This window comes from Streptomyces sp. (assembly GCF_035563135.1).
Classification (GTDB): domain Bacteria; phylum Actinomycetota; class Actinomycetes; order Streptomycetales; family Streptomycetaceae; genus Streptomyces.
In genome coordinates this window covers 1-5,470 of sequence record NZ_DATMVN010000348.1, presented here as the reverse complement: position 1 = coordinate 5,470, position 5,470 = coordinate 1, and the positions used below count along the sequence as shown (strand labels likewise).

Here is a 5,470-nt window from a genome sequence, read left to right as displayed (position 1 = left end):
CCCCGCCCGGGGCCGGCGAGCCGCATGCCCGGCTGAATCCGAAGTACCTCTTCGACACCTTCGTGATCGGCGCGTCCAACCGCTTCGCGCACGCGGCGGCGGTCGCCGTCGCCGAGGCCCCCGCTAAGGCGTACAACCCCCTCTTCATCTACGGGGAGTCGGGGCTCGGCAAGACCCATCTGCTGCACGCCATCGGGCACTACGCGCGGAGTCTGTATCCGGGCACCCGGGTGCGGTACGTGAGCTCCGAGGAGTTCACCAACGAGTTCATCAACTCGATCCGCGACGGCAAGGGCGACACCTTCCGCAAGCGCTACCGCGACGTGGACATCCTCCTGGTCGACGACATCCAGTTCCTGGCGAGCAAGGAGTCGACACAGGAGGAGTTCTTCCACACCTTCAACACGCTCCACAACGCCAACAAGCAGATCGTGCTGTCCTCGGACCGCCCGCCCAAGCAGCTGGTGACCCTTGAGGACCGGCTGCGGAACCGGTTCGAGTGGGGCCTGACCACCGATGTGCAGCCGCCGGAGCTGGAGACGCGTATCGCGATCCTCCGCAAGAAGGCCGTGCAGGAGCAGCTCAACGCCCCGCCCGAGGTACTCGAATTCATCGCCTCCCGCATCTCGCGCAACATCCGCGAGCTGGAGGGCGCTCTCATCCGTGTGACCGCCTTCGCGAGCCTGAACCGGCAGCCGGTGGATCTCGGCCTGACCGAGATCGTGCTCAAGGACCTCATCCCGGGCGGCGAGGACACGGCTCCCGAGATCACCGCACCGGCCATCATGGCGGCGACCGCGGACTACTTCGGACTGACGGTGGAGGACCTCTGCGGATCGTCCCGCAGCCGCGTCCTCGTGACGGCCCGCCAGATCGCCATGTACCTCTGCCGTGAGCTGACGGATCTTTCCCTGCCCAAGATCGGTGCTCAGTTCGGCGGTCGCGACCACACCACGGTGATGCACGCCGACCGGAAGATCCGTGCCCTGATGGCGGAGCGGCGCTCCATCTACAACCAGGTCACCGAGCTCACCAACCGCATCAAGAACGGCTGACGCCAGGCCACAGCCAGGCCGGCCGCACAGCGCGCCCCGGGCGCCCCGCGAGGACCGTACGACGTCCTCATGGGGCGCCCTTCGTCGTCAGGTCCCTCCTGGAGCCGTTCCAGGAGGGACCGAAAGAGGCTCGGGGCGTCTTCCGAGGCCGCTCCACGCACCCGCTCCCGCTCAGATCGACGACACACGAGAGGGCTGAGCCGGGCCGGAGTGTTCGAAGACAGGCCGAGAGCGAGCGCTTCTCCACAGAAGTACGAGAATCTGGCGTCCACAGCCTGGGGACTGGGAAGTTGTCCAGATTGCGTCCACAGGGGCCGCTGCCGATACTCCATCAGGCCAGGTCACATGCCTGGGGAATTGTGGCCAGAGACAATCCACAGCCTGTGGATAAAAACTTGTCCACAGGACCCTGATGATGTTGTCCACCGCCGACCCACAAGCACAGCCCTGTTGTCCCCAGCTTCTCCACACCCCTGTCCACTGTTCGACAACCCGACACGGCTTTTCACCGCCAAGAGTGAAAGGCGTCACACGAGGGGCCTTGGTTGAGCTGTGGGGAACGTGGGTAAAGCTGGGGACAGGCCTGGGGAGAAGTCACCCTGCCCTGTGCATCGGGTGTGCAGAACTTTCGCGTGTCCACAGAAACGCCTGGTTGTCCACCGGTGCCACCCACAGGGTCGGTGGACAAAAAACAGCATCTGACCTGTGCCAATGGCGTTATCCACGGTATCCACAGGGCCTACTACTACTACCACTCAGAGTTAGCCAGGAATCCGCTTCGAAGTGGGGCCTGTGCACAACTTGAGCAGCGAGCTCGGCGAGCCACCCGGCACGACTTGACCCCGAGCAGCGACGAGTGTCGGTGCCGTACGTCAGACTGGTCCCCGGTGGCACCCCGGCCCTTCGCCGAGGAGCCCCGGTCAGACGACGAAGGCCAGCAGGGCGAGCGAGCAACAGCAGGAGGCGGTTCCGGTGAAGATCCGGGTGGAGCGCGATGTACTCGCGGAGGCGGTGGCCTGGGTGGCCCGCAGCCTCCCGGCCCGTCCGCCGGCGCCCGTTCTCGCGGGCCTTCTGCTGAAGGCTGAGGACGGCGCCCTCAGCTTCTCGAGTTTCGACTACGAGGTCTCGGCCAGGGTCTCGGTGGACGCGGAGGTCGAGGAGGACGGCACGGTCCTCGTCTCCGGCCGGCTGCTCGCCGACATCTGCCGCGCCCTGCCGAACAGGCCGGTGGAGATTTCCACAGACGGTGTACGGGCCACGGTGGTCTGCGGCTCCTCGCGGTTCACACTCCACACCCTTCCTGTGGAGGAATACCCGGCACTGCCGCAGATGCCGACCGCCACGGGCACCGTCCCGGGTGAGGTCTTCGCCTCCGCGGCGGCTCAGGTGGCCATCGCGGCAGGGCGCGACGACACCCTGCCCGTGCTGACCGGCGTCCGGATCGAGATCGAGGGCGACACGGTCACCCTCGCGTCGACCGACCGCTACCGCTTCGCGGTCCGTGAGTTCCTGTGGAAGCCGGAGAACCCCGAGACCTCGGCCGTGGCCCTGGTGCCCGCCAAGACGCTCCTGGACACCGCCAAGGCACTGACCAGCGGTGACACGGTGACCTTGGCACTGTCCGGCTCGGGTGCGGGTGAAGGGCTCATCGGTTTCGAGGGCGCCGGCCGCCGTACGACCACGCGGCTGCTCGAGGGCGACCTTCCGAAGTACCGGACGCTCTTCCCCACCGAGTTCAACTCGGTCGCGGTCATCGAGACCGCCCCGTTCGTCGAGGCCGTCAAGCGCGTGGCCCTGGTCGCCGAGCGGAACACTCCGGTGCGGCTCAGCTTCGAGCAGGGTGTGCTGATCCTGGAGGCCGGTTCCAGCGACGACGCACAGGCTGTGGAGCGTGTCGACGCCGTGCTCGAGGGTGACGACATCTCGATCGCCTTCAACCCGACCTTCCTTCTGGACGGGCTCAGCGCGATCGACTCCCCGGTCGCCCAGCTCTCCTTCACCACGTCGACCAAGCCGGCGCTGCTCAGCGGCCGGGCGGCCGTCGACGCCGAGGCGAACGACGCGTACAAGTACCTGATCATGCCGGTCCGCCTCTCCGGCTGATCCGGCCGGTCGTCCCTGTCATGGCAGTTTCCGGCGGGCAGGCTCAGCGCAGAGCAGGCCCCCGCGCTGCTCCCCGCCGTGCTGCCCCGGCCGGGCGTAGGCTCGGTCCTGGGTACGAATCGGCACAACGCTTAAGGAATCTCTGATGGAGCTCGGTCTCGTCGGCCTCGGCAAGATGGGCGGCAACATGCGCGAGCGCATCCGCCGCGCAGGCCACACCGTCATCGGTTACGACCGCAACCCGGACGTCGCCGATGTCCACAGCCTCGAAGAGCTTGTGGGCAGGCTCAAGGGCCCGCGCGTCGTGTGGGTGATGGTCCCGGCAGGTGCCGCGACCCAGTCCACCATCGATGAGCTGGCCGAGCTGCTCTCCCCGGGCGACGTCGTCGTGGACGGCGGGAACTCCCGCTGGACCGACGACGAGAAGCACGCCGCCGAGCTGGGTGCCAAGGGCATCGGCTTCGTCGACTGCGGCGTCTCCGGTGGCGTCTGGGGCCTGGAGAACGGCTACGCCCTGATGTACGGCGGGAGCGAAGAGGACGTCGCGAAGGTCCAGCCCGTCTTCGACGCCCTCAAGCCCGAGGGTGACTTCGGTTCCGTCCACGCGGGCAAGGTCGGCGCCGGCCACTTCGCCAAGATGGTCCACAACGGCATCGAGTACGCCATGATGCAGGCCTACGCCGAGGGCTGGGAGCTCCTGGAGAAGGTCGACTCCGTCACCGACGTGCGCGAGGTCTTCCGCTCCTGGCAGGAGGGCACGGTCATCCGTTCCTGGCTGCTCGACCTGGCGGTCAACGCTCTGGACGACGACGAGCACCTCGACCAGCTCCGTGGCTTCGCCGCGGACTCCGGCGAGGGCCGGTGGACGGTCGAGGCAGCGATCGACAACGCGGTGCCGCTGCCCGCGATCACCGCGTCCCTGTTCGCGCGCTTCGCCTCGCGCCAGGACGACTCGCCGCAGATGAAGATGATCGCCGCGCTGCGCAACCAGTTCGGCGGCCACGCGGTCGAGAACAAGAAGTAGGACCGCAGGCCGCGCGCGGCAAGCGGTACACAGCAGCAGAGCACGCAGTCGGAAGGGTCGGCGACCATGCACGTCACGCATCTCTCGCTGGCCGACTTCCGCTCGTACGCCCGGGTCGAGGTCCCTCTCGATCCGGGCGTCACCGCGTTCGTGGGGGCCAACGGGCAGGGGAAGACCAACCTGGTGGAGGCGGTCGGCTATCTCGCCACGCTCGGCAGCCACCGGGTGTCGTCCGACGCCCCCCTGGTGCGGATGGGTGCGGAGCGCGCCGTCGTACGTGCCGCGGTCACCCAGGGCGAGCGCTCGCAGCTGATCGAGCTCGAACTCAATCCGGGCCGCGCCAATCGAGCCCGTATCAACAGGTCGTCGCAGGTCAGACCGCGTGATGTTCTCGGGATAGTGCGGACGGTGCTCTTCGCCCCGGAAGACCTGGCCCTGGTGAAGGGCGACCCGGGCGAGCGCCGGCGCTTCCTGGACGAGCTGATCACGGCGCGCTCCCCCCGCATGGCCGCAGTCCGTTCCGACTACGAACGGGTGCTGAAGCAGCGCAACACCCTGCTGAAGTCCGCGGCCATGGCCCGCAGGCACGGCGGCCGGTCGATGGACCTGTCCACGCTGGACGTGTGGGACCAGCACCTGGGCCGGGTGGGGGCGGAGCTGCTGGCGCAGCGGCTGGACCTGATCGCGACCCTGCAGCCGCTGGCGGACAAGGCGTACGCCGACGTCGCCCCCGGCGGCGGGCCGGTGACGCTGGAGTACCGCAGCTCGGCCGGTGCCGAGGTGGAGGCCGCGCGCACCCGCGAGGAGCTGTACGAGCAGGTGATGGCGGCCCTGGTCCAGGCGCGCAAGCAGGAGATCGAGCGCGGGGTGACCCTCGTCGGCCCGCACCGTGACGACCTGGTGCTGGGCCTGCGCGGGATGCCGGCGAAGGGGTACGCGAGCCACGGCGAGTCCTGGTCGTACGCCCTGGCGCTGCGGCTGGCCTCCTACGACCTGCTCCGCACCGAGGGCAACGAGCCGGTCCTGGTGCTCGACGACGTCTTCGCCGAGCTGGACGCGCGCCGTCGCGAGCGGCTGGCGGAGCTGGTGGCCCCCGGCGAGCAGGTGCTGGTGACGGCCGCCGTGGACGATGACGTCCCAGGGGTGCTGGCCGGAGCGCGGTACGCCGTCTCCGCAGGGGCGGTGGAACGGCTGTGAGCGGCCCGGACGAGCAGGGCGTGCCCGCGCGGGGCCCGGCGAAGCAGCCGGAGGTGTCGGGCGTGGACCTGGCGCGCGTGGCGCTGCGCGC

4 protein-coding genes are annotated in these 5,470 nt (G+C 68.7%); all 4 read left to right on the top strand.

The window, feature by feature from the left end; genetic code table 11:
* Positions 1-1,055 (top strand): chromosomal replication initiator protein DnaA (gene dnaA, locus VN520_RS15190; protein ID WP_325747443.1); only part of this gene is annotated, 1,055 nt, incomplete at its 5' end.
* Positions 1,056-2,027: 972 nt separating this feature from the next.
* Positions 2,028-3,158 (top strand): DNA polymerase III subunit beta, encoded by a 1,131-nt coding sequence (gene dnaN, locus VN520_RS15185; RefSeq protein WP_325747442.1) that lies wholly within the window; start codon positions 2,028-2,030, stop codon positions 3,156-3,158.
* Between the two features lie 145 nt (positions 3,159-3,303).
* Positions 3,304-4,182 carry a phosphogluconate dehydrogenase (NAD(+)-dependent, decarboxylating) gene (gene gnd, locus VN520_RS15180; protein ID WP_325747441.1) on the top strand — a complete coding sequence of 293 codons (879 nt, stop codon included), beginning with the start codon at positions 3,304-3,306 and terminating at the stop codon, positions 4,180-4,182.
* A gap of 66 nt (positions 4,183-4,248) precedes the next feature.
* A complete protein-coding gene (gene recF / locus VN520_RS15175; protein WP_325747440.1) occupies positions 4,249-5,379 on the top strand; it encodes a DNA replication/repair protein RecF in 1,131 nt (376 codons plus the stop codon).
* Positions 5,380-5,470: the final 91 nt, after the last annotated feature.

What these genes read in the sequence shown, in the direction of transcription:
- gnd (WP_325747441.1), top strand. Translation starts at nt 3,304, where the DNA reads ATGGAGCTCGGTCTCGTCGGCCTCGGCAAGATGGGCGGCAACATGCGC.
- recF (WP_325747440.1), top strand. Translation starts at nt 4,249, where the DNA reads ATGCACGTCACGCATCTCTCGCTGGCCGACTTCCGCTCGTACGCCCGG.